The sequence below is a fragment of the Deltaproteobacteria bacterium genome (genome assembly GCA_026129095.1).
In the GTDB taxonomy this organism is placed as follows: Bacteria; JAGRBM01; JAGRBM01; order JAGRBM01; family JAHCIT01; genus JAHCIT01.
The window spans coordinates 34899-55163 of the sequence record JAHCIT010000005.1 but is presented as its reverse complement, the minus strand read 5'-3'; the positions used below and the strand labels follow the sequence as shown (position 1 = coordinate 55163).

20 protein-coding genes are annotated in these 20265 nt (G+C 58.9%); 14 read left to right on the top strand and 6 right to left on the bottom strand.

The features are described 5' to 3' along the window. Position 1: 1 nt before the first annotated feature. The 3 genes from KIT79_08420 to KIT79_08410 all read right to left on the bottom strand — a co-directional run bounded on the left by KIT79_08420 (position 2) and on the right by KIT79_08410 (position 3362). The gene (locus KIT79_08420) at positions 2-442 is read right to left on the bottom strand and encodes a response regulator (protein ID MCW5829325.1); all 441 of its coding nucleotides are present in this window, start codon (positions 440-442) and stop codon (positions 2-4) included. Continuing rightward, a complete protein-coding gene (locus KIT79_08415) occupies positions 411-2216 on the bottom strand; it encodes a CHASE3 domain-containing protein (protein ID MCW5829324.1) in 1806 nt (601 codons plus the stop codon). The genes KIT79_08420 and KIT79_08415 overlap by 32 nt, the downstream gene beginning before the upstream one ends. A 225-nt stretch (positions 2217-2441) precedes the next feature. Next, the gene (locus KIT79_08410) at positions 2442-3362 is read right to left on the bottom strand and encodes a hypothetical protein (protein MCW5829323.1); all 921 of its coding nucleotides are present in this window, start codon (positions 3360-3362) and stop codon (positions 2442-2444) included. 402 nt (positions 3363-3764) lie between these two features. On the opposite strand from KIT79_08410, the gene KIT79_08405 reads away from it, so the two are divergent. The 8 genes from KIT79_08405 to KIT79_08370 all read left to right on the top strand — a co-directional run bounded on the left by KIT79_08405 (position 3765) and on the right by KIT79_08370 (position 11218). Then, the gene (locus KIT79_08405; GenBank protein ID MCW5829322.1) at positions 3765-4352 is read left to right on the top strand and encodes a pentapeptide repeat-containing protein; all 588 of its coding nucleotides are present in this window, start codon (positions 3765-3767) and stop codon (positions 4350-4352) included. 62 nt (positions 4353-4414) lie between these two features. Then, entirely contained in the window at positions 4415-4816 is a 402-nt protein-coding gene (locus KIT79_08400) for an Hpt domain-containing protein (GenBank protein ID MCW5829321.1), read from the top strand. Between the two features lie 143 nt (positions 4817-4959). Continuing rightward, positions 4960-6402 (top strand): sigma-54-dependent Fis family transcriptional regulator, encoded by a 1443-nt coding sequence (locus KIT79_08395; GenBank protein ID MCW5829320.1) that lies wholly within the window; start codon positions 4960-4962, stop codon positions 6400-6402. 246 nt (positions 6403-6648) lie between these two features. After that, complete coding sequence (locus KIT79_08390) at positions 6649-7152, top strand: response regulator (protein ID MCW5829319.1); 504 nt, start codon at positions 6649-6651, stop codon at positions 7150-7152. Between the two features lie 41 nt (positions 7153-7193). Beyond that, positions 7194-7676, top strand: a complete 483-nt coding sequence (locus tag KIT79_08385; protein ID MCW5829318.1) for a response regulator — start codon at positions 7194-7196, stop codon at positions 7674-7676. Between the two features lie 299 nt (positions 7677-7975). Continuing rightward, on the top strand, positions 7976-8578 hold the full coding sequence (locus KIT79_08380) for a MarR family transcriptional regulator (protein ID MCW5829317.1): 603 nt from the start codon (positions 7976-7978) through the stop codon (positions 8576-8578). 121 nt (positions 8579-8699) lie between these two features. Next, positions 8700-9125 (top strand): response regulator, encoded by a 426-nt coding sequence (locus tag KIT79_08375; protein MCW5829316.1) that lies wholly within the window; start codon positions 8700-8702, stop codon positions 9123-9125. A 20-nt stretch (positions 9126-9145) separates the two neighbouring features. Continuing rightward, the gene (locus KIT79_08370; GenBank protein ID MCW5829315.1) at positions 9146-11218 is read left to right on the top strand and encodes a response regulator; all 2073 of its coding nucleotides are present in this window, start codon (positions 9146-9148) and stop codon (positions 11216-11218) included. Positions 11219-11318: 100 nt separating this feature from the next. Here the strand turns inward: KIT79_08370 and KIT79_08365 are convergent, their stop codons facing one another. Then, positions 11319-13778: a PAS domain-containing protein gene (locus KIT79_08365; GenBank protein MCW5829314.1), complete on the bottom strand. Its 2460-nt coding sequence runs from the start codon at positions 13776-13778 to the stop codon at positions 11319-11321. Between the two features lie 120 nt (positions 13779-13898). On the opposite strand from KIT79_08365, the gene KIT79_08360 reads away from it, so the two are divergent. Further along, positions 13899-14378 (top strand): transposase, encoded by a 480-nt coding sequence (locus KIT79_08360; GenBank protein ID MCW5829313.1) that lies wholly within the window; start codon positions 13899-13901, stop codon positions 14376-14378. A 323-nt stretch (positions 14379-14701) separates the two neighbouring features. On the opposite strand, the gene KIT79_08355 is transcribed toward KIT79_08360, so the two are convergent. After that, a complete protein-coding gene (locus KIT79_08355) occupies positions 14702-15583 on the bottom strand; it encodes an HAD family hydrolase (GenBank protein ID MCW5829312.1) in 882 nt (293 codons plus the stop codon). A gap of 181 nt (positions 15584-15764) precedes the next feature. Between KIT79_08355 and KIT79_08350 the strand changes: the two genes are divergently transcribed. From KIT79_08350 to KIT79_08330, 5 genes are all read left to right on the top strand, one after another. Next, positions 15765-16814, top strand: coding sequence for a Fic family protein (locus KIT79_08350; protein ID MCW5829311.1), 1050 nt, complete (start codon positions 15765-15767; stop codon positions 16812-16814). Between the two features lie 154 nt (positions 16815-16968). Beyond that, complete coding sequence (locus KIT79_08345) at positions 16969-18030, top strand: hypothetical protein (protein ID MCW5829310.1); 1062 nt, start codon at positions 16969-16971, stop codon at positions 18028-18030. Next, entirely contained in the window at positions 18018-18314 is a 297-nt protein-coding gene (locus tag KIT79_08340) for a hypothetical protein (GenBank protein ID MCW5829309.1), read from the top strand. Before KIT79_08345 ends, KIT79_08340 begins: the two co-directional genes overlap by 13 nt. Positions 18315-18828: 514 nt before the next feature. After that, positions 18829-19356: a hypothetical protein gene (locus KIT79_08335; GenBank protein MCW5829308.1), complete on the top strand. Its 528-nt coding sequence runs from the start codon at positions 18829-18831 to the stop codon at positions 19354-19356. Next, the gene (locus KIT79_08330; protein ID MCW5829307.1) at positions 19353-19712 is read left to right on the top strand and encodes a hypothetical protein; all 360 of its coding nucleotides are present in this window, start codon (positions 19353-19355) and stop codon (positions 19710-19712) included. Before KIT79_08335 ends, KIT79_08330 begins: the two co-directional genes overlap by 4 nt. Before the next feature lie 112 nt (positions 19713-19824). Here KIT79_08330 and KIT79_08325 read toward each other — a convergent pair whose 3' ends face one another. Further along, entirely contained in the window at positions 19825-20259 is a 435-nt protein-coding gene (locus KIT79_08325; GenBank protein MCW5829306.1) for a hypothetical protein, read from the bottom strand. Between the last annotated feature and the right edge of the window lie 6 nt (positions 20260-20265).

Below are 20265 nucleotides of genomic sequence, written 5' to 3'. Positions count from 1 at the left end.
ATCACCTTGGGATGGGCTCGTTGGTAATCATCCAGTAGAGGTGAAGGGCCGCCACCGCTTCGGCGAATTCGGCGAAATCAACAGGCTTCCGTACATATCCGTTTGCACCATTCGTATACCCGGCAAGGAGATCCTGCTGCTCTTTCGATGAAGTGAATATGACGACCGGCAGCAGCTTCGTGCCGGTATCCGCACGTATCCGCTTCAGGACATCCAGCCCGTCAATTTTCGGCAGCTTGAGATCCAGGAGGATCAGGGCTGGCAGGTCATTGGGGCTCCGGTTCTCGTAGCGACCGGCCTTGAAAAGAAAATCGAGTGCTTCAGCACCGTCGCGGACAACATGTACTTCGTTGGCAAGACCACATTTGCGGAGCGTACGCAATGTGAGCGCCTCGTCATCGGGATTGTCCTCAACCAGCAGAATATATTTGCTGCTCACCAGCTGCTCCTTCCGCAGACACCCGGGGGCGGCCCAGCGTGAAGTAAAATACCGCGCCTTCACCCGGCCGGCCTTCGCCCCGGACCATACCGCCGTGCCGCTGCACGATCCTCCGGACGGTCGCCAGGCCAATCCCTGTTCCTTCGAACTCTGATGTAGAATGAAGGCGCTGAAACACGCCAAAGAGGTTTTTTGCGTGGGCCATGTCGAAGCCGGCGCCGTTGTCACGTACAAAAATGGTAGCAGTGCCGTCCGGATGCGCAATGCTCCCGAATTCAATGGATGGGCAAGGAGTTTTTGAAGTGAACTTCCAGGCGTTACCAAGAAGGTTTGTCAGGATGACCCGGAGGAGTCTGGTGTCTCCCCAGCCGGAGATGCCATCTTTAATGGTGGCGTGGACTTCCCGGCCGGGTGCTGACTGCCGGAGTTCGTCCATGACGCTCCGGGCAAGAGCACTCAGGTCCACCCACTGTCCGCATATGTCAGCGCGTGTGACCCGTGACAGTTCCAGCAGATCGTCAATGAGATGCCCCATGCGCCGGGTGGCCACCATGATCCGGTTCAGATAGTCCTGTGCGGCGGGCTCCAGCTTGTCCCGGTAATCCTCTATCAGGGCCTGGCTGAAGCCATTGATGCTCCGGAGTGGTGCCCGGAGATCATGAGAAACGGAATAACTGAAAGCCTCAAGCTCGTGATTGGCGGCTTCGAGCTGCTGGGTGCGGGAAATGAGGGAATCGCTCAGCCCCCGGATCGTTTCTTCGGCTTTCTTCCGTTCAGTAATGTCGGAGGCCATGCCGCAAATGGCATATATCCTTCCGCCGGGCTCACGGAGCGGGAACTTGGCGACAGAGTAAATATGAGGGACTCCATCACGGTTGGCGGTTTCCTCGAACTGGGCGGGATGGCCGGTCGCCATTACTTCGCGGTCGTTTGACATGAACTTGTCGGCGATTTCAGGAGGAAAGATTTCCCTATCGGCACGGCCGATGACGTGGGAACGGTCCAGCCGGAAGGCGTCCAGGAACTCCTGGTTGACGAACTGGTGGCGGCCTTCGGTATCCTTTAGAAAAATGACAAGCGGACTGTTGTCCATGATGGATCTGAGCCGTTCTTCTTCCCGGCGAAGTGCCTGCTCGAACTGCTGGCTGCGGCCGAGCTCCCGGTTGAGCAGCATGACAAACGCGACAATGGCCACGACCCCGAGCGTTCCGAATACCCCCAGCGTCATCAGTGTCATCCGGGAATCGGCTTCTGCCCGGCGGGTACGCTCTTCGAGGAACCGGGTTTCCCCGGTTTCGATTGCATCGACAATCCCGCGAATACGTTCCATATACTGTGCGGCATGGGTAATCAGAGACAGGGCTTCCCCGGTTTCTGCCCCGGTGGTTTTCCGCTGGTTGATGATCTGTTCGCTCAGGTCGAACCGCTGGCGAATCAGGGATTCCAGTTTCTGGATGCGGGCCTGGTATGCCGGGTTATCGGATGTCAGCCGGCGGAGGCTGCCCAGCTCATCGGAAATCACTGCTCGCGTATGGAAATAGGTCTCCAGCGAGCGGGCGTCACCGGTAATGACGAAGCCACGTACACCGATCTGCTCATCCTGCATGAGCGAGCGAATATGTTCCAACTTCAGAAGAACTCTATGGCTATGTGAAACGCGTTTGACTGTGTCGCGGAACTGGTGGAGATCGAGATAGGCAGCCGTGCCTGCTGCGACAACCAGCAGGATGGCAGCAACCAGTCCCAAAGCAGATTTCCGGTCAAAGTTGAGTCTCATGCCTGATCTGCTCTTGCCTTGTCCATATTCGCGCTTGATGGCGCGGCACAGCCAAAACAGTAAAGGTGAAAAATGTCGAAACTGAAAAACATTTTAATGATTGCGTTTTCTGCTGGCAAGGCGGAGAACCATTTTCCCGCTGGCTTCCGTTGATATTTTTGTAACAAAAAGGGGCAGCTCCCTCGTCATGAGAGAGCTGCCATGGAGGAGGAGGTAAGGGACGTTTCAGGAAGCGGAGGCATGCCGGCTGGCATCTGCCACCCCCGGCATTTCCCGCGTCAAGACTTGTGCATAAGGCCGTCCGGAACTGACCGGATCCGTTGCGTCGCTTGCCAGGATCCGTTCGACAATGCTCTGCGTGCCGTCGAACGCGATCGGGACAACGACGCCCAGTGGCCGGTCCGCGCCAGTTGCGTTGAAGGGTGCAGAGATGAGTTCCCTCACCACACTGGCTTCGAAAGACCCGTAATTGCGGGCGAGCGTGCTCCGCTCAACCCAGGCACGGCTCACATGTCCCTCCGGTTCTACCTGAAGGTGGACGGCCAGCTCACCCACAGGCCCTTCGCCGTCCTGCATGATGTTCCAATAGAGCCGTCTGATGTTGTGCATCCGTACGTCGATGGCCGGGCGGGCCCATTCGGCCAGAACTACCGGGGCAGGTTTCGGCTTGGCCGCGGTAGTCTTCCGTGCTGCCGGGGGTTTTGTGTCGGGCTGGGGCTTGGCAGTCTGCTCTGGTTCGGCGGGCGTGGGCACTGCGCTATCAGCAGGTGCGGTAGTGGCCGGAACGGGTGTTGGAGGAACGGGCTCGGGCCCGGTGAGCGCTATCCCAAGGACAATGGCCACCGAGGCCACCAGCACGGCTCCTGCCGAAATGACTTCCAAGCGGCGGTCCGGGTTCCGACGGACTTCGGGCTTGTGGCCGAGTGGAATTGCCATGATGGCGTCGGCCGCAGTGGGTATCTTCCGGCGCATACTGCGCCGGGCCGGGACAGATACCTTTCGACGGGCCGGTGCAGGCTTGTCAGCGCCTTCCTTCATGGAAACGCGCTTGCTGGAACGTGCCCCGGTAAGGGCGGACTTCTTGGCTCCGGCAGGGCGCACCTTGCGTTGCGTACTTTGGGTTTTTGTCTTCGGTTTTGCATTCATCCTCGGGTACTTCCTCTTCCGGGGCACGATGTGCCCGCTTCTGGATGAAGCAACAGCCGGGCCAAACAACCCAAACCTGGATACAATTTGCCTCAAGGAGGCAGAACCCAATGATTTTAGCGTTCTGCATGGTGCCTGGCTCCTGTCGGAGTTTTGGTGCCAGTACCAGCAAGGAGGCAGATCGGATCTGTATTTTGGGGTCATTAGGAACCCGGCGGGTAACATTGGACACCGGGAAAGTAGGGATCCTAGCAGATCAAAAACGGGTTGCCTGCCGCAGATGGAAAATCCGGATATCCAAGGATTTCCATGGGCTTGCAGCTCTTCCCTCATATTCGTCGCCATCCTTTTGTAAGCGATGGCACTCCGGTTGCTCTTGGCACAGTCGAGGAGACTGCGATCATGAAAACCGGAACCATCGAAACGAAACTGGCCTTCAACGTCGTCATTACGGCCATCATCGGTTTACTGCACATTGCCCTGTCGTCTGGGTGTGCGATGAAGGGACCGATCGTCGCGGACAACATGCATACCCGTCTCGACGGACGTTTGATGTGTCACGATAATATCCTGTTGGATTCGGGGTTTTCCTGCGAGGGAGCCCGGCTTGCCGCTGCCAATCTGACTGGCCGGGATATCTCGGGCGTGAAGTTCATTCAGGCAGACCTGAGATTCGCTGTTCTCAATGAGACTGCGGCCAGTGGGTCCGACTTCAGTGGTGCGAATCTGTCACGATCCAAACTTCAGGGGGCCGACCTGCGGGGCAGCAACTTGGAGAATGCGGACCTCTCCTTCGCCGATCTGCGCGGCGCCGATCTGCGCGGCGCCCGGCTGGAAGGCGCCCGGCTGGCTGGGGCCGATCTGCGCGGCGCCCGGATCGATGGCAGCGTGAATACTGCCGGAGCCATTCCGCCAGATGCAGCGGTCTATGCCTACGAAACGAAGTCTTGGGGGATGCAGCCGGAACCCGATACCCGGATCTCGCTTTAGTCCACCGGCGCCGCCCCGCTGGCGGTTGAGTCAGGAAGGCAGGTCAACGGAGGATTCCAGTCATGCAAGGCGCTGCTACACAGGCTCTCGCGGACACCCCGGCACGTTCCTTCGGTATTGCACAGGGAGTTGGCGACAATATCGACGATCTCCAGATCGAATTCCTGACCGAGGCGGTGCGAACGGCCAGCCTGTGCGAGCCCTTTCTGGCACCTGGTGCCGCCCGGCCGCAGCCCGGGGAAGCCCGCAAGCTCCACCGCCTTGTCCATTCAATCGCCGGTGGAGCTGGGATATTCGGTTTTGAGAGTATTGGCATGATGGCGGGCCGGGCCGAAACGGAGCTTGAACTGCTGTCGAGGGGGGCGCGTGACTCCGTCGGTGACAGGTGGAGGCGGCCACTTTCCGTGCTGGTGGATGTGCTGAGCCGCCTGGGAGAATTTCTGGATATCAGGCCGGGTGTCTGATGCCGGCCGCGCAGGGAACAGCGAGGCAGTCCATGACGATCCGGATAACGGGATTTCATGGCTGGCTACTACATTCTGATAAGGCTACAGTTCCTTTCACAAGTCCAAGCTCCACTGGATCCATCGGAAGGATTTCCCGGCGAATGCAGTTTGATACTCCGCTGGTTGTCGCCCTGGTCGATGATGAGCAGGCCATCCTGACCCTGTATTCGCGTATTCTGGGTGGGAAAGGGATGAGTGTGCGGACTTTCCCGGATGTGGAACGGGCGTTAAATGGATTTCCTGACGGAACAGTGGATGTCGTGGTTTCTGACGTTTCGATGCCGCGCCGCACGGGACTCGATGCTCTTTCGGACTATCGGAAACTACCCGGCGAACCGGAGGTCATCTTTATCACGGCCCATGGCGACGTGCCGCAGGCGATTACCGCGGTACGCGAGGGAGCCTATGATTACCTATTGAAACCGTTCGATGCCGAGCGGCTTGTTTTCCTTGTCCAGCGTGCCGGAGAACTGGTCCGGCTGCGCCGCAAGGCGCGGGAACTGGAGCAGTCAAACCAGCCGGCGGCAGCAATGATCCTGGGTCAAAGCTCCCAGATTGAGGAGATTCGCCGCCTGGTGGAGACGGCTGGGCCGACCGGTGCTCCGGTACTGATTACCGGTGACAGCGGAACTGGCAAGGAACTTCTTGCCCGGTCGCTCCACGAGCATTCGGAACGCCGCGATGGGCCGTTTGTCATAGCCAACTGCTCGGCCTTTACTGAAACGCTGGTCGAATCGGAACTGTTCGGCCACGAAAAGGGGGCCTTTACCGGTGCCGACAAGCCCCGTGCCGGCCTGTTTGAGGCGGCTGACGGCGGCACGCTTTTTCTGGATGAGATTGGCGAACTCGCCCTTCAGCTCCAGGCCAAGCTGCTGCGAGCCATACAGGAAGGGGAAGTGCGCCGGGTGGGAAGCTCCCAGACCCGTACTGTCAATACCCGGATCATTGCAGCCACCAACCGTGATCTTGAGGCTGAAGTCCGCAAGAAGACCTTCCGGGAGGACCTGTTCTACAGGCTGAATGTAATCCGCATCGAGGCCCCGCCGCTCCGGTCCCGGCCGGGAGATGCCGAGCTGCTTGCTCACCTGTTTCTCCAGATGTTTGCGAAAAAGTACGGTAAGCCTGCTGAAGGTTTCACACCAGAGGGCATGGCGGCGATACGCAGCTATTCCTGGCCGGGCAATATCCGTGAGTTGAAGAATGTGGTGGAACGGTCTGTTGTGTTCGGGAAGGGTGGACTGATTGCGGTCCAGGGGATTCCCGGCACGGCTGCATCACCCGGCCCGTTGACTGCTGGCGAGGCCATTCCTGGAGGAATGGACATGGCAGGCCCGTTTGGCGGGAGCTACCAGGATGAAAAGGACCGCTTTCTCCAGCAGTTCAATGCCGCCTATCTCAGTTACATGGTGAAACAGGCGGACGGGAACATTTCCAAGGCGGCTTCGCTGGCCGGCATGGATCGAAGCAATTTCCGGCGTCTGCTCCAGAAGAGCGGCTTGCACGGGTCAGATGCAAATGGAGATGAAGGCGATCCAGAAGCATAAGGCCGCTGCTTACCTACCCACCCCGGGTTTCTTATGACTGCGAACCTCCCCTCTGGCAGCAGGAAAATGGTGGAAACCGGGGCTCCCACCTCAAGGCCTGATCATATTGGCGAATTTGAAAATCGCCCATCCACTTGATTTTAAAGAGGATATCTAGATTTTCGTGCATTCTCTCGTTTCGGCAGTCCATCTCATCATGAAGGGCCCGCGGTTTGCTTGAGCATCTCCAGGAGTTGGGAGATTGCCATGAGAAAACTGCGAGTCCTTGTAGCTGATGACAGCCCGTTTTTTGTGAAAGTGGTGGCAGACCACATGCATGAGGAAGGTCACCGGGTCTGGACGGCCGCGAATGGCGAAGAGGCCTCGCGGATTTGCCGCCGGGTGCGCCCGGATGTGGTGGTGGCCGACGAACTGATGCCGTATTTGACCGGTATCGAGGTATGCAGCCTGGCCAGGCCACCGCTAAGCGAAGAGGACGGCCCCTGGACTTTCGTCGTTACGGCCAGCCCGGAAGCGAACGACCATTTTCATGCGACTGATTTCGGAGTCGATCTTTACATGTCCAAGAGGGATTTTATCCGTCTCATGGATAGCCGGGCTTTCCAGAATGAGAGACTTCCTCACGATATTCGCCGGCGGCTGGTAAGCGAGCAGGAGCCCCGCTGGCTGGCCGGAGCGGTTCCGGATGAAGCAGGCAATCGTCATGTGGCCCGGTTCAAGCCGCTTCCGGTGATCGCACTTGCGTCCTGACTGGCCTGGGAAACCTGCGGACAAATGGAGCGTATCCAGAAATGAGGAACCCACGGACACTGATCGTTGACGACGACCCGTTCTTTCGCCGCCGTCTGGGAAAACCCCTTGAGCAGGCCGGGCATCGGGTGTGGTACGCCGCAAATGCCCGCGAGGGACTGGAACTGGTGCCCTTTGCTCGTCCCGATATCATATTTGCCGACCAGATCATGCCGGGCCCATCGGGCTTCGATTTTTGCGAACGGATCGCAGCGCGCGGAGCTTTTGCGGATTCCCGGCCGATGACCGTTGTGATGACTGGAAGCCCGGATACAGAGGATCCCTATTGCGGGGTCCGGGATGGCGTGGACCTCTACCTGTCGAAGGCCGATGTTTTGGAAATGCTCGCCAAGGGTAGTTTTCAGCCTGACCGCCTGACCGTGGATATTCGTCGGCGGCTGGCGCACGAGCCTGAGCGCGATACGTCTCCGGATCGGGCACTTTATCCGGAAGGATACTTGCTGCGCAGCTCAGTGTCCGGCTGAATCGATATACCATCACCTAATCAGCCACAGCTTCTGGTCTGGAGCTTGTGCATTTGCGTTTTTACGCAAACGGCTTCTGGTTACGACTACTGACGTAACTTTTTCCTCCAGGGGCGGGGTAATTGCTGACCACATAAAGCAAACCAGGGTTGCCGTTGACCCAGTGGATCGAGGGCCTTGCGATCCGGACAAATACGAAATCCTCGCCCAATCAACGAGTTACAAGTCCCTCGCCGGATGGCACGGCGCTTGTATTAGTCGTGGCGTGCATGGGGCCTGAGACCCCGGGGAGAATGACCATGAAAGCCTGTTTCTTCAAATCGCCGATCCGGATGCTTGGTACGGTTTCCATTCTGCTGCTCCAGGCCTGTGCGGGTGCTGAAATTGTCGCGATAAGTGCGGTGGGGACAAACCCCATATCTATTGGTGTTACCGCCATGATGAGCCCGGTGACAGCCGAGGCGGCGGGGGTGCATACCGGCTTGTTCGATGGCCTTCAGCCGCCCAGGGGCCGCGAAGAAGACTATGCCCGTCTCGATGCCGGGGCCCGGGAACTGTCTATCATTCTGGACGTTCCTGTCACGCGCAGCGACATGATGCTGCTGACGGTGCTGAACAAGCACGACCGGGCGGGTCTTCGGGAGTTCGCCCGGGAAAGCGGACTGACACGTACCCAGGTCATGGACGCGGTAGCTCGCTTGGAAAAGCTGCATCTCATCTGGCTGGAGCACAGGGTTACAGAGTCCGGTCCCTTCACCGCATCGCTGACGCCTCTGGGGAGCTTCTCGAGCATGCCGATAGCGATGACCTTCCTCAACCGGCAGTTTCTGGGTCCAGATCTCCGGGATGCCCGTGAGATCCGGCTGGCGACCGCGGGGAGCGGCTCCAAGGAGTTCAATTGATCTCTCTTGCCTGTTTCATGACCGGGAAGAACCCGCTCCAGCCCACACTTCCAAAATGCCAGGGGGAGCTTGGACTTAAAAGGGAAACAAAATGCTTGGAAGCATCCAACCCAAGATTCTCGTGATTGATGATGACCGGTTCGTCCGGCGATTGGTGGAAATCTCCTTGCGCAGAATCGGGAAAATGGATGTCATTTCAGTGGCCTCCGGAGTGGAAGGCCTCGCGGTAATTGGTGAAAATCTTCCTGACCTGATTCTGCTGGATTCAATCATGCCAGTGATGAGCGGACCTGAGACGCTCAAATACATTCTCAAGTCGGCGGCTACTGCTAGCATTCCGGTCGCTTTCCTGACCGCCGCTTCGGATGCCGGAGCGGCAGATTTCTACAGATCCATAGGCGCAATCGCCACGATTCGAAAGCCTTTCATTCCTGCCTCTCTGGTTGAGAACGTCGAACAGATCCTTGCCCGCCGCAGATCAAATGCCGCTGGCCTGGCCGACGTACGGGCGGCGGTTCAACCAGAAATATCTAGCGTGGCGGCTTGAGCGAGGTTTGAGGGTAAGGCATGGCATCAATTCTGCTACTGGAAGACGACCGTCATTTTTCCGAACCACTGGCGGCACAGTTCCGTTTGGCTGGCCATGACGTCACTACCACCGCTACCGGGCGGGAGGCTACCGAACATCTTAGGCATTGCACTATTGATCTGGTGGTTGTGGACGGTCTTCTGCCGGATACGAATGGGCTGGACTGGATAGCCGGCATTCGCTCCAGCGGGTGCCAGGTCGCGGTGGTATTTGTCTCTTCATTCTGGAGGGATTTCAAGAGCTATCAGCTCCTGACCAATGATCTGGGTGTGATGCTCGTGGTGCACAAGCCGGTTCAGATTCCGGTCCTGGTGGAACAGATAGAGATGCTGCTTCCGAAAAAGCCCATACCACCTGTGAAGTGTATTGCAGGCCTGCATGATCCTGAGATCAATGAACTGCACAGGGAGTTCCAAGGTTCCTTGGTCCACGTTGTCAAAGAACTTGAGCATGTGGTCACACGATTGCTCAACATTGGGTATTCCGAAACCGACGTAGCCCACGCACGGATCAAGGTACACAATATCCGGGGCACAGCCGCATTGTACGGTTTTCTGGAAGTTGGAACCGCTGCGGCAGAGCTTGAGGACGTCTTGGTCGAACTCATGGCTGCGCCTGAGAGCGGAGTTCTTGCCGAAACTGCTAAACTACGTCTCGCGCGGTTCTCCAGCTCATGTGCGGCCATTTCACCAGAAGAGGGAAAAGAGAGTCATGAGGACTGTCTGGGAGTGGAAGCAGCGACCATGCTTGTCATCTCGACAGACAGGAATGTCGTTCGGGCGGTTGAGGCTTGCTGCCTTGAAGCTGGAGTCCGTTCGCTGGTGGCCGCCACACTGGCTGATGCTCTGGCAATCGAAAAGGGTCAGGGCAAGCTGCAAGGGCTCTTTATAGACTTCGAACTGCCCGGTCCGGAGGACAGACGTGAGGCCATGAATCTGACCAGGGTATTTCCGGATGTGCCGGTTGCGTTTATCGGCATGGCAGGCCGCTTTCAGGACCGTATTGATTCTGTCCATTTTGGCGCAGCGCGTTTTCTGGAGAAACCACTTGATCTGGAGACTGTCCGTGGCACCTTCAGGGAGTTCAGGGATGCGAGGCTAAACACAGGCATACCGGTCATGATTGTGGATGATGACGAACGGTTCTCTGTACTTGCCAGCAATATTCTGACCCGAAACGGTTTTTCAACATATACTCTAACGTCTACTGCCCACATCATGGAGGCGATGTCGGAAGTGCGGCCTGGACTTCTGATACTGGATATCCTGATGCCTGGAGTCAGCGGTTTTGATATTTGCAAGCTGCTTCGCCAGTCAACCGCATGGAGAAACCTGCCCATAATCGTAACGACCGCACTGACCGGCCTTGATGTGCGGCTGGCGGCCTTTCGTGCCGGTGCGGACGACTATGTCAGCAAGCCATTCGTGGAAGCGGAGTTGCTGGCCCGGATCAAGGTGCGGCTGGATCGTGCCCGGCTCGAAAGGGAACTGGCTGCAAAGGATTCGCTGACGGGCCTGCTTCTCCGCCGGCCTTTTGCCGAAAATGCCCAGGTCATCCTTGCTGACGCACGGCGGAGGGACAGGCCCGTGTCCCTGTGCCTGATTGATATCGACCGGTTCAAGCAGGTGAACGATCAGCGGGGACATTTGGCTGACGACCGCGTAATTTCCGGTTTTGGGCATCTTGTGCAGTTGCGATTCCGGAAGGAAGACCTTCGAGGGCGGTGGGGTGGCGAGGAGTTTGTTCTCATGTTGCCCGGCCAGAACGCAGCAACTGCTGGCCAGATTATTGATCGGCTCCTGAACGAATTCTGTGAGCTTGCATTCCCGGACGATCATGGAGGCAATTTCAGATGCTCTTTCAGTGCAGGAGTGGCGTCATTCGGCGCGGATGGCGAAAGCCTGGATGATCTTCTGAAGGTTGCAGACCGCAGATTATACCGCGCCAAGGAGTCCGGCCGCCGGCAAGTGATTTTTGCCGATACGGCAACCCCCATGATGTGGTTGCCCGATGCGGAAGACCCTGCAAAAGCGGCGTCAGTCGAGGTTTGAAGGATTGCCGGCTTCAGGAAGGCTGGGTCATATCAAAACCGGAACCTTGGCTTCTGGAAAGACATGCTTTGGTAGTGCCCGCCCCATATTGCTTTGATATTCAAGGAATATTTGGATTCGCTTCCGGGACCGGTTCGACCGGACCGTCCAGTATCTCACGTATCTTTCGGGCGAGGTCATCCGGGCGGTATGGCTTCAGGACGAGATGCCGTTCCGGTACGCCGGGCAGTGCATTCAGGGCGTCACCCGCATACCCGGAAACCAGCAGATAGCGGGTTCCCGGCCGGACTGATTGGATGGCTCTTGCCAGTGCGATGCCGCTCATGCCAGGCATCACGACATCCGTAAGCAGCAGGTGAATCTCCCCCCGATGTGCGGCAGCGATCCGTAGGGCATCTTCACCGCTTGATGATTCAAGTAATTGGTATCCCAGCCCCTTCAGTGTCCGGACCGCGACCTGCCGGACGGCTTCTTCATCCTCAACCACCAGAATCGTTTCCTGCCCGCCAGAGGGCAGTGGCGGGGCATCGGTTTCATCCGCTGCCTCAGTCGAAGCGACAGCAGGAATCCGTATCTGAATCCGGGTTCCCCTGCCTTCCTCGCTGTCCACCTCGACATGTCCCCCGAGCCCCTGCACAATACCGTAGACCACCGAGAGGCCGAGCCCCGTACCCTTGCCAACCTCCTTCGTGGTGAAAAACGGCTCGAAGATGCGCGCCTTCACATGTGCCGGCATTCCCGTTCCGGTATCAGAGGTTTCCAGCACCACGAACCGCACCTGCCCGTCGCCATCCACCATTTCCCGGACCGAAATGGATAGTGTACCGCCTTCGGGCATCGCATCCTGTGAGTTCAGCGCCAGGTTCACGACTATCTGCTCCAGGTGGCGGGGATCAGCCCTGACTTCCCAGCCCCCAGCCTCTAGGTTGAAATGCAGGACCACGTTTTCCCGAATCAGGCGGCGGAGAATCTTTTCCATTCCCCCGACGACCTCACCCACATTGAGCAGTCTTGGCTCGGCGATCTGCTGACGGCTGAACGTGAGAAGCTGGCGAGTCAGGGCGGCCGCACGTTCGCCGGTTTCAAAAATGCTCCGGGCGTCTTCCCACATCTGTGACGACGGGTCCAGCTGGGCCATCAGCACATGCGCATATCCGTTGATGACAACCAGCAGGTTGTTGAAATCGTGCGCCACCCCACCGGCCAGCTGTCCGACGATCTCCATTTTCTGCGCCTGACGTAATTGCTCTTCAAGCTGCTGACGTAACTGGGCAGCTTTCACCTGTGCGCTGATGTCATAAACGGTAGCAACCGCATATGGCACCAGACTTTCTCCCGTGGAGCCGAGTTCCTGGCTGACCGGTCTCAGGTCGATCTTCAGGTACCGGCCGGAAACTGGTGTATCCAGATCAAATCCACCGACTCCCTCTGCCTTCATCCGGTTCCATGCCTCGCTCCACAGGAGAGTGGGGCCTGGGCCGGCATCACGGAAAATCAGATCTGGTAGCGGCCGTGTCGGCAGTCCCGCGAAAGTTGAAATACCCCAGTCGAGCATGCGCCGATTTGCACGTACCACGCGGCCCGAGTTGTCAAGAAGGCAAACCAGTTCCGGCAGGGTGTCGACGGTTGCTTCCCACTCGCGCTTGATCTGCTGTATCTGCCGGAACGTGGAGGCCAGAGCCATCTCGGACTGCTTCCTCGCAGTTATGTCGGTGTGCGCGGCAACAATGCGGACCTGACCATGATGGCTGAACCTGCTCAGCCGCACGACGAACCAGCGGTCCTCTCCGTTTCCGTGGCAGGGATATTCAACCTCGCAACGGTCCCGGTTTCCCGCCGCCAGATCCACGATGGCGGCCGCGACCACTCCGGCCGCTTCCGATCCCGGGCCATTGGCCCGGTGGCAAACCTTCAGATAACTGGCCCCGGCACCGCAAGTCTGTGGATTGCCGCCGTTTTCGGACGCAAAACGGTTCCATTCAGCGTTGACCGACAGAATCACCCCGTTCCAGTCCAGAATGGCAATAGAAGAAGCCAGGGAATCCAGAATGTCCTGGAGAAACTCCCGCGACCGCACAAGCCCTTCTTCCATGCGCCGGCGGTTCGTAATATCCCGGGCTACTGTCAGGAACTCCTTTTCTCCGTAGGGAAAAACCCGGGCCTCGTAGATCCGTTCCATGCCCTGGAACTTCAGGGCGTATTCAAACGGCGTGGCAGCGCCTTGGGCCCGGGCTTCCTGGAACGCCTGCGCCGACAGTTCGCAAAGATCGGCCGGCAGTACTTCCCGCATTGAGCGCCCGACGAACTGCTCCGGCGGCAGTGCAAGCATCTCCGGATTTGATGCGTACCACTCCAGAAACACGCCATCAGCCGTTTGGATGAAGTACAGGTCTGGCAGGGTTTCCAGAACCATCCGGAGGCGGTGCTGCCCCCGGACAAGTTCGGCTTCGAGCGTCCGGGATCCGGTATAAATCCGCCGACAGACAATCAGGGCTCCAGCCAGTGCGGCCAGTAATGCCGGCACCAGCCAACCCGCAGCCGATTCAAAACCAATATCCATCGAATCCCGCCGGATGTGGTTGCACTAGAACATGAAACAGGATCTCCAGAATAGGATGGAATTTCTATTCTTGACAATCTGGTGGCGGTATCCCGAAAGTAGCTAGGCTCTGACTGAAAAGTGCTTGTACTTCCGGCACGAATCTTTTACCCGTGGCGGGGAGTGGGGGTGCAGGAGAGATGCACCGATGGCCCGCCGTACGATTTGTCGGAAGACCAGTTCAGGCTGATCGAGAATTTACTGCTCAAACGGGGGTTCGGCGGCCCGCTGAACGACCCGCGAACGGTCATGAACGGGACGTTCTGGGTGCTGTCGGCGGGGATGCCGTGGCGGGACATGCCGGAGTGGTACGGCGAGTGGCAGCCGGTCTATCACCGGTTCAATTCATGGCGGAAAGCCGGGGGTTTTCGACCGGATACTGGAGCGCGGCGTCCGGGCGATCATCCCTACCGGAGCGACCAGGAAAGCCAGATGAGGGACGTGTTCTACTCGCTGTCCCAAAGTCATCCGCTCCCGTTTTTCAGGAGTTCGGACGGTTTTAGCCGGAACCGGCCGCGATGGACCCAAACCTGCAATCTGACAGGGATACCTAGGGGTTAATTGGCGGGGGAAGGTGTGGTGGGAGATGCCGGGCTCGAACCGGCGACCCGCTGATTAAGAGTCCGGCTCTTTAACCCCCTCCAGTTACAGGAAAATCTCCGAGCCAGTTCGTAGAAGTTCGTAGGTTTCCGGACAAAAAAGGAAAGCCATGTGCGCCCTGTGGGGGCATAAGGCTGATATGAGGCGGGGCGGGTCACTCCTCTATCATCCCGATTCCCATACTGGGGACCGGCTCATGGCCAGCTGGATAGTACGAGGGAGGGGGGAGGGTGCTGGCACTTCTGTTCCGGTATTGATTTTGTAACTGCAACCGGGACGGGTGATCAGGCTGAGGGGAGACATCTCAGCAGATCCCCGAACGAAGCCAGTTCTCCCCTCCTGTGCACTTCTCCCGCTGGCGGTGAAGAGTTCCGCCGCCGGACGGCGGCGGGGGTATAGAGGGAGAGTTCTTCAAGGGCCTTGGCCGGGATCCCGGTTCCGTAGCGTGCCCAGTAGAACGGAACATGGGCGGCGTGAGCGACGGCCCCGTCTTTCCGGAGGGAATCGCCGGCGAGGATCGCTTCTTCCGGCTTTACGCCGAACGATTTCAGGATTTTCCTGAGTCCACGCGGGTCCGGTTTCTCCCAGGCGGGTGGCAGCTCGATGACCCGTTTCACCTTCGACCGGTAGTGGCCGGACTTCTCTTTGACGACAATGAACGGCGCGACCCGGTGGCGGCCGCCGGACTTCGGAATCGGATAGGACTTCAGGCAATAGAGCGCGTCGAACACGCCGTCGATGCCGGCGCGCTTCAGCCGCTGCTCGGCAGGAAATCTCGGCGCGTCGGATAAAGCGACGATCTTCACACCTGATTGCCTGATCTGCTCAAGCGTCTCTTTCACGCCAGGATACAGGCAAAAACGTTTCTTCCGTTCGGCGGCGTAGGCGAGGGCGGCCGGGGCCACGACGTTCTCCAGGAAACCGTCGAGATCGTTTCCGTGCTGCTTTCGCCAGCGGGTCCAGATATCCGACTGCTGGAGCGCGAAGGCGTATTCGGTGGTCTGGTAGCGGCCATAGACCTGCCGGAGCGACCGGATGATGAACGGACGGGGATAGCCGGTCGTCCGTTCGAGTGACCCCACCATCGCCTTCAGCGACGGCACGATATACCCCGCCCAGTCCCAGAGCGTGTGGTCGAGATCGGTGATGAGAAGTTTAAGCGGCATGCTCGTAAGCGGGAATATAGCCGGGCGAGTGACAGGATGTGTCTTCGACTGGGGTTCCGGAATCCCCCCCCCCATTATTGGGCTCGTTACCGTCATATAAGCTCAATCCCGGTAGATTGTGTGAAAACCGGCCATAATGATGCTGCTCGGAAATGGGTGTAAATGGGTGTAGTATTGGCTCATGCTTCGGGCAGACACCATTCAGATCACCCCGGAGATCCTGGGCCTCATTGCCGGGATCGACGAATTCAAAGGTACCTGGCGCGCCTTGGGCACACTCGCGCCTGAGCGGCTGTCGGCCCTGCGGCGCGTGGCCACCATCGAGAGCATCGGCTCCTCCACGCGTATCGAGGGCAGCAAGCTGTCCGACCGGGAGGTTGAACGGCTGCTGGCGAACCTGGAGATCAGGTCCTTCGCCACCCGTGATGAGCAGGAGGTGGCTGGCTATGCGGGACTCATGGATCTGGTATTCTCGTCCTGGCAGGACATTCCGTTCACCGAGAATCACATCAAGCAATTGCACCAGATCCTTCTGCAATACAGCGAGAAGGACACCCGGCATCGGGGCCATTACAAGACGAATTCGAACAGTGTAGCCGCCTTCGACGAGACCGGCGTGCAGATCGGCGTCGTATTCGAGACCGCGACGCCGTTCGACACGCCCCGGCTGATGGCGGAGCTGGTGGCCTGGGTGAGGCAGGAACGGGAGGCAGCCCGTCTGCATCCGCTGCTGGTCATCGCCCTTTGCATTGTTGTGTTTCTGGAGATCCATCCGTTCCAGGATGGCAACGGCCGGCTCTCCCGGGCGCTGACAACGCTCCTGCTCCTGCAGGCCGGTTACGCCTACGTGCCGTACAGCTCCTTGGAAAGCGTGATCGAACAGAGCAAGGAAGCTTACTATCTGGCCCTGCGCCAGACACAGGGTACGATCCGTACCGGGGCGCCGGACTGGCAGCCGTGGCTCGTGTTTTTCCTGCGATCCCTGTCCGAGCAGGTCAGGCGGCTGGAGAAGAAGGTCGAGCGCGAAAGGATCGTGCTGGCGGCGATGCCCGAACTGTCGCTCCGGATCGTCGAATTCGCCCGCGAGCACGGCCGGGTCACCATCGGCGAGGCGATCAAGCTGACCGGCGCCAGCCGCAACACGCTCAAACAGCATTTCCGGACACTGGTCGAACAGGGCACACTGAACCAGCACGGCAGTGGCCGCGGGGTCTGGTACGACCTTCGCTGACAGGCCGCCAGTGTAGCGGCCCCGAATGACAAATCATGTCGCCGGTCCCGTTATCATTATAACCCCTCCAAATGGCCCTTAGAACCCATCCAGATTTGTGACACTACCTGTCACAGGCATCCCTTATAATGACTATATCAATGGAGGTGCGGTTATGGCGATCAGACGGAATATCGGATCGAATTACGGGCGGAAAGAGATGCGGGCCACGCGGAAGGCATGGGGGCAGAGGCTACGGGCCGAGCGCGAAGCTAGACGGGATGTGCTTCTGGCGGGCTCATCGGCCACGACGGAAGCGGTGCCCGAGGCCGGATTCGAGATCCGGCAGGCCCGGCAGCGGGTCCGCGAAAAGGCTCACCAGTGGGTTCAGGACCTGGCGCAGGAGACCGACGCGGCGCGGCTTTCGGATGAGTGGCTGATCTGGCTGGAAACGTGCGCCGCCTTTAACCGGTATTCCTTCAGCAATATCCTCTGGATCTACGAGCAATTCCCGGAAGCGACCCGGGTAGCCAGTGAACGGGTCTGGAAAAGTTACCGCCGCAGGGTGAAACCGGGTGAATTCCCGATCCGGGTAGTTTGTGCGGTCAGTTTCCGCCTGGGCCGCGTCTACGATATTTCCCAGACCGAGGGGGAGCCGCTGCCGACGATCAGCTGGTCGGTGGAGGGGGAAACCCCGTGGTGGGACCGGCTGCTCAACGGCGCGGCCCATCTGGGTATCGCGGTTGAGCCCAAAAAGGAGCCGGGCGGGAACTATTCAGGCCGTTCGTGGGGCGGGCGGGTCGAAGTGGACCTGACGCTCTCCTCCCTGCGCAGGTCGCTGGTGCTGATCCATGAGCTGGCGCACGAAATTCTGCACGCCCCTCAGAACGAGGAGTTGCTGAAGAAATGCGGCGGCGACACCAGTGACGTGGCCTATCAGGTCATCAGGATACTTCTGAAGGCCCGTTACGAGATGGAGGCGGAGTCGGTCGCTTATATCGTGGCCCGGGCCCTCGGGCTGCCGACCCGGGCCCCGACCTATATCGCCTACTGGGAGGACCGGAACTGGCTCCAGGGCGGAGTGGAGGATCTGGAGCAGTCCATGAACCGCATCCAGCGCGCCGCCCAGAAGATCCTCCGCGCCGCCGAGCGGAAGCGGCCGCCGAAACCGAAACCCCTTGTCACAGGACATATCACCGAAAACCCCAAACCGGAGGAATACACATGGTGCGCTTGAACCCGCGTCTTTTGAAGAGCCTGTCCCTCAAACCGATCGTCCTGGAGTGCGATGGGTGCAAGGCGGATATCTATGAGAGCCAGGTGTATGCGTGCGTGTCGCTGACCTTCGAGTCTCTGGAGCCATCAAGAGATGAAAATATGACGCCTGATCTCTTGGCGCTTGAAGAAAAGGAAAACGAGAAGCGGCGAATACTAGGAGAACCGCCGATGGAGCGGTCGGAATACATAGCCGATATCCGCAACGCAGAGCTGACCCGTACCCGTCTTCCCGGTCCGTCGTAAACTGAAAAGAAACCGGCCTTGTGAGCTCACCCCAAAACCAGCCCCGATGGCCAGCGAAAATGCTGTCCCAAAGTCATCCGCTCCTGGTTTCCAGCAATTCGGGCGGTTTCAGCCGGAACCGGCCGTAATGGACCCATTCCTGCAATCTGACAGGGATACCAGGGGTTTAGTTGCCGGGGAAAGGTGTGGTGGGAGATGCCGGGCTCGAACCGGCGACCCGCTGATTAAGAGTCCGGCACTGGTTTTCTGCGAATTGCGGCAAGAAATACCAGTAACTCTCAAGGTTCGTAGAAGTTCGTAGGTTTCCGGACAAAAAAGCAAAGTCATGTGCGCCCGCTGGTACGTAAGGCTGATATAAGGCGGGGGTCCCTCAACCAGGTGCGGCTTTTCCCGAAGGCTGGGTGGAGGGTGATTTCCAGCGAGATTGCTGGGGTGGTCTTTGCCGGTGGGACCACTGGTATGGCGGAAAATCGGTTAAGATCTGGCGGCAGGGAATCCTGCGGAGGTCCACGGCGTGTCCCGCCTGTCAAAAGCCGAAATCGAGAATGCCCTCCGTGAACTGGGCCAGGCCGCTCTTGCAGATGGAACGCATATACGGCTGCTGGTTGTTGGTGGAGCAGCCATGACTTTGGGATTCGGCAGCCGGGAAAGCACGTACGATATCGACTCGGTTTTTCTCGAACCAGCCGATTCGTCGCATATCCGGAGACTCGTTGCCGGAGTGGGATCGAACCTCGGCCTGCCCGATGGCTGGCTGAATGATGCGGCAAAGGCGTACGTCCGGCCGCCGGTACAGGAAACGGTCATATTAAGGGCTCCGGGGATTGAGGTGGCGATGCCGTCGGTTGTCCAGCTGGCGGCCATGAAACTGTCGGCATGGCGGGATGATCTGGACATCTCGGACGCCGAGCTTCTGGTCCGCAAGCTCAGGGATGCCGGGATGAGCCGCGAAGCTGCCTGGAGCGCGATGCTGCCGTACCTTGAACCGGGAGCCGAACTGAAGGCAAAATACGCGCTGGAAGACCTCTGGGAGACGTTGTGAAACCCTTGCTGGAACAGATGGCGGAAGCGCTGATCGCACGGGACGCCCTGCGGCTCAGGGAACTGACGCTCGAATGGACCCGGCTGCGCGATCCAAGGGTGTCGTTTGCACCACCGGAATCTGGCAACCGTCAGGTGCGGATTGTCGCTGCCGCACTGGCGGAGCTTCTGGCCGAACGTGGCCGGACCAATGCTCCTGAATGGACGAAGAATGAAGGCGTACTGGGTACGCCATTTTTCGCGCTCGCGGCCGCCGAGCGGCTGAAAAGCGTGAAGGCGCTGTGCGAGCGTGAGTCGCCAGAGCCGCTCCGCCGGCACGGCATATTCGCGCCTGCCAACTTCCTGCAACTGGCCTGATCTGCGGCCAGACTGTTTCGTCACATTATTCTGTTGATGGGCGCGGGTTGCAACTGACTCGCGGTCTTGCTGTAGACAGCAGAAACCCGCACCTCCGTCCGTTTTATCGCCCCTAACCCCCCAGTGAGGAAACTGCCGTGGCGTTGTAGCTGGACGGGAAATAGCCGGATGGAAGATACGCGGGTGCAGAGGCGGACGAGACGCCCGTCCACCCCGGTACCCGTTCCCGGCGGCGGAGGAGCCGCGCTGTGTGCCAGGAGTTTGCCGCCGCGGCGGCCGACTGGGTGTGGGTCATGAAAATGCTCTCGCCGGAATCACCCCTGACCCGCCGGAAGCCAAACATTTCCCAGTACTGGCGAATGATCACCTTCCGGGAATAATCGGGGTTCATGCCGAACTCAGCGGCGATCGAAGCTGTGCAGAAGATGTCGCAATCGGAATAAGGGGCGGTGTTGAAGGTATCGTCTCCGTTCAGATAGTTCCGATTGAAGTGCTTCGATTGCCCCCAGATGGTGAGTCCGGTCATCGGATCGCGTTCGTGTCCCATTGGAAT